This window comes from Aeromicrobium sp., from assembly GCF_036676885.1.
Classification (GTDB): Bacteria; Actinomycetota; Actinomycetes; order Propionibacteriales; family Nocardioidaceae; genus Aeromicrobium.
This window is the reverse complement of record NZ_JAKFCB010000040.1, coordinates 1-2,886: the sequence shown is the minus strand read 5'-3', so window position 1 is coordinate 2,886 and position 2,886 is coordinate 1. Positions and strand designations below refer to the sequence as shown.

The 2,886-nt window shown below is 70.2% G+C and carries 4 protein-coding genes; 1 reads left to right on the top strand and 3 read right to left on the bottom strand.

Features of this window, described 5'->3' with window-relative positions:
• Nucleotides 1-552: glycerophosphodiester phosphodiesterase (locus V6M46_RS02095; protein WP_332662086.1), on the top strand; the 552-nt coding region annotated here is incomplete at its 5' end.
• Here V6M46_RS02095 and V6M46_RS02090 read toward each other — a convergent pair.
• From V6M46_RS02090 to V6M46_RS02080, 3 genes are all read right to left on the bottom strand, one after another.
• Nucleotides 530-970 carry a hypothetical protein gene (locus tag V6M46_RS02090; RefSeq protein ID WP_332662085.1) on the bottom strand — a complete coding sequence of 147 codons (441 nt, stop codon included), beginning with the start codon at nucleotides 968-970 and terminating at the stop codon, nucleotides 530-532. The two genes, V6M46_RS02095 and V6M46_RS02090, sit on opposite strands and share 23 nt — an antisense overlap.
• 102 nt (nucleotides 971-1,072) lie before the next feature.
• Nucleotides 1,073-1,426 carry a sterol carrier family protein gene (locus V6M46_RS02085; RefSeq protein ID WP_332662083.1) on the bottom strand — a complete coding sequence of 118 codons (354 nt, stop codon included), beginning with the start codon at nucleotides 1,424-1,426 and terminating at the stop codon, nucleotides 1,073-1,075.
• On the bottom strand, nucleotides 1,426-2,886 hold a 1,461-nt coding region (locus V6M46_RS02080; RefSeq protein ID WP_332662081.1), incomplete at its 5' end, for an AIR synthase-related protein. The genes V6M46_RS02085 and V6M46_RS02080, both read right to left, overlap by 1 nt.

Below are 2,886 nucleotides of genomic sequence, written 5' to 3'. Positions count from 1 at the left end.
CACCGCCACGACCAGTTCTCGGAGTCGCGGCTCGTGGATCTCGATGCGGTGCTCGCCCTGATCCGCGGCCGCATCCGCGCGCACGTCGACCTCAAGGTGCGGGGTGACGAGGTCGTCCTGGTCAAGCAGATCGTCGACGCGCTCGGCACGGATCACGCCATCATCACGACCGCTGAGGACTCGTCGGTCAGGCGCATCCGCCGATGGTCGAAGGTGCACGCACCCGACCTGCTGGTCGGCCTGTCGTCGAGTGCCCGGGCCGGCACCAGCAGCCGGTTCGCCCGGTTGCTGGTGCGGATCGAGTCGGCCTTCCCGCGCCTGCGGGTGCAGCTCAGCGGGGCGAACCTCGTGGTGGCGCACAAGGTCGTCGCGCGGCTGTCGCTCAAGGCGTACGCCCGCAAGCGTGGACTTCCCCTGCTGGTGTGGACCGTCGACCGGCCGGACGAGCTCGCGCGCTGGATGAACGACCCCGATGTGTGGATGGTGACGACGAACTATCCCGAACGAGCGTTCGCCGCCAGGCGGCAGGTCAGGCCGAGACGCCGCGGGTGATCCGCAGGAACTCCTCGACCGGTATGCGACCCGAGACGTAGGCCGCCACGGCTTCTTCCCGGGTCATCGCCGACTCGGGTGCCATCGACGTGACCGGCGGGGCCGGCGGCTGCGGGGCGCTCCACTGCTGCGCTGCCTGGCCCTGCGTCCGCCGCTGCTCGACCGGCGGCGGCGCCCACTGCTGCTCGACCAGCGATTCGTGGCCACCCAGCGACATGACGATGCCGACGGCGTAGTCCTGGGCGTCGATCTCGCCGTTCGCATAGGCGACGAGGAGGCGTACGGCCTCACGATCGGCCGGCCAGCCCTGATGCGCGGACGACCGGAGCGCTTCGATGACGGCTTCGCGTCGTCGGCCGGTGAGGCTCGAGAGGAGGTCGGACCATTGCACGGCAGGATCGGTGATGCCATTCGTCATGAGCGCGCCTGATGGTGAACGTCGGGGTTCCCTCCCTGACCGGGAAATCATAAGCGGACGATGTGTCTCCTTGGACCGGTTTTCCCGGAAATAGGCGAAATCTCAGGCTTCGTCGAGTGGGAGCAAAGGCGACAGGTCCGAACGCTCACCGGACGCCCGCACGGTCGCGTCAGCCCAGCGCAGGCGGCCTCGACCGAGCGCGATCCAGGTCCGCGCGTCCATCTCGACGACCGCCGGCGGCGTGCCACGCGTGTGGCGCGCGCCGGCGATGCACTGCACCGCGGCGAACGGTGGGATGCGCACCTCGACGCTTGCTCCCGGCGCCTTGGCGACAAGCAGCGCGACGAGGTGCATCGTGGCGGCCTTGAGGTCGGCCCGGCTCGGCTCACCCTCGTCGAGCCGGCGGCAGATCGCGGCGAACTCCTCGTGCGACAGCGGCGTCGGCCTGCGTGCCATCAGGCGATGTGCGCGCCCAGGACCGCGGGGATCGTCGCCTGCCACGCCGCCTTGAGCTCAGCCACCGGCACGCTGAACTGGCCCGCGACCTCGATCGCATCGCCGCCCGTACGACCAACGGAGGCCAGCTCGACACCGTGCTTCTCGGCGAGCGTCACGAACTCGTCGTGCCGGTCCTCGGCGACGACGACCATGGCCCGGGCGGACGACTCGCTGAACAGCTCGAGGAACGGGTCGTCGAGCTCGACCGTGACGCCGACGCCGTGGCGGAACGACGCCTCGGCCAGCGCGACCGCCAGGCCACCGTCGGACAGGTCGTGCGCAGCCTCGACGACGCCGGTCTTGGCGGCCTCGACCATGAGGTTGGCCAGGGCTCGTTCGGCCTCGAGGTCGACCGCGGGCGGCTGACCGCCGAGGTGGCCGTGGACGACATCGGCCCACGACGAGCCGGAGAGCTCGTCACGGGTCTCACCGAGGACCAGCACGTGGCTGCCCTCGGCGACGAAGCCCTGCGTGATGCGCGTGCGTACGTCGTCGATGACACCGAGGATGCCCACGACCGGCGTCGGCAGGATCGGCGTCTCGCCGGTCTGGTTGTAGAACGAGACGTTGCCTCCGGTGACCGGGATGCCGAGCACCTCGCACGCGTCCTTGAGACCGTGCGTGGCCTGCTCGAACTGCCACATGACGTCGGGGTTCTCGGGCGAGCCGAAGTTGAGGCAGTCGGTGACCGCGAGCGGCAGGGCCCCGGTGACGCCGACGTTGCGATAGGACTCGGCGAGGGCGAGCTGTGCGCCCGCGTAGGGGTCGAGCTTGGCGAAGCGGCCGTTGCAGTCGGTCGACACCGCGACGCCGAGGTTGGTCTCGTCGTCGATGCGGATGACGCCGGCGTCCTCGGGCTGGGCGAGGACCGTGTTGCCCTGGACGTACCGGTCGTACTGGTCCGTGACCCACGACTTGTCGGCCAGGTTGGGCGACGTGACCACCTGCGTCAGCTGGTTCTTGAGCTCGTCTGCCGTGGCCGGCCTGGGAAGGGCTTCCGCCTTGTCGGCCTGCAGGGCGTCCTGCCAGTCCGGCCGCGCGAAGGGCCGCTGGTAGGTCGGACCGTCGTGGGCGACCGAGCGCGGCGGCACGTCGACGACGGTCTGCCCGTGCCAGTCGATCACCAGGTTGTCGCCGTCGGTGACCTCACCGACGACCACGGCCTCGACGTCCCACTTGGCGCAGATCGCCATGAACGCGTCGAGGTGATGCGGCTCGACGACCGCCATCATCCGCTCCTGCGACTCGCTCATGAGGATCTCCTCGGGCGAGAGCGTCGAGTCGCGGAGCGGCACGGTGTCGAGCTCGACGTGCATACCGCCGCTGCCCGCCGAGGCGAGCTCGCTCGTGGCGCACGAGAGGCCGGCCCCGCCGAGGTCCTGGATGCCGTTGACGACCTGCGCCTGGAACAGCTCGAG